The sequence below is a fragment of the Alphaproteobacteria bacterium genome (assembly GCA_025800285.1).
Taxonomy (GTDB): domain Bacteria; phylum Pseudomonadota; class Alphaproteobacteria; order JAOXRX01; family JAOXRX01; genus JAOXRX01.
Genome location: JAOXRX010000069.1, coordinates 1 through 958 on the forward strand (window position 1 = coordinate 1; position 958 = coordinate 958).

2 rRNA genes are annotated in these 958 nt (G+C 31.8%); both read right to left on the reverse strand.

Annotated elements, in window-relative coordinates:
• Positions 1-483: 483 nt before the first annotated feature.
• Positions 484-599 (reverse strand): 5S ribosomal RNA (gene rrf, locus OIF36_04220).
• A 155-nt stretch (positions 600-754) separates the two neighbouring features.
• Positions 755-958: ribosomal RNA gene (locus OIF36_04225) — 23S ribosomal RNA — on the reverse strand; the annotation flags it as partial.

Below are 958 nucleotides of genomic sequence, written 5' to 3' on the forward strand. Positions count from 1 at the left end.
AACTCACTTCCGTGTGCCTCTTCGTAAATTGGAGTGGAATTATAGTAAAATCTATACCGCTTGTCAAGAGTTTTTTCTTCATTCTGGCTTAAATTTTGTGTTTTGTTTTTTAGTTATTGACTTTAACTATATTTTATTACTGATCTTATGGGACTTTTGGAATTTTCTCTATTTATGTTTTACCTTTTTACATACTATTTCTTTAATCTATTCTTAGTTTTTTATTTATATTTAGTCTTCTTTTTATTTATTAGTATAGAGAAAAGGTTTTTTATATATAAATAATAAGAGCATTACTTTTAGAAAAGTAATTTGAAATAAGATGTAAAAGAAAAGAATAAATAAAGTACAAGCAATAATTTTATTTGGGATTAGGGTAGACTGAAATAAAAAAGAAAGTTTAAGAAAAAAGTGCAAAAAAAAAGCCTTATCTCAGATAACTTTGGAAAGTTAAAAAAGATAAGGCTTTGAGAAAAACTCAAGAGCTGGCAGCGACCTACGTTTCCACAAGGGGACCCTGCAGTATTATCAGCGATGAAGTGCTTGACTTCCAGGTTCGGAATGGAGCTGGGTATTGCCACTTCTCTATAGCCACCAGCAATATGAGTATCAAATATACTATAGGAAGTATACTCTGTACTCACATTGGTAATGAGTGAAAAGTAATGTTAAAGTAAAAATTAATTCGTGAAAGAAATTCTAACACAATATTAAGTAGTAAAATACTTAATAAGATAGTAAACCAAGAAATTAAAAAAATAAGCCAAACGATCTATTAGTACTAGTCAGCTAAACGCCTTACAACGCTTACACATCTAGCCTATCAACCAGCTAGTCTTGCTGGGATCTTCAGGGAAAGTTCATCTTAGAGTTGGCTTCGAGCTTAGATGCTTTCAGCTCTTATCACATCCGTACGTAGCTACCCAACGATGCCCTTGGCAGAACAATTGGTACACTA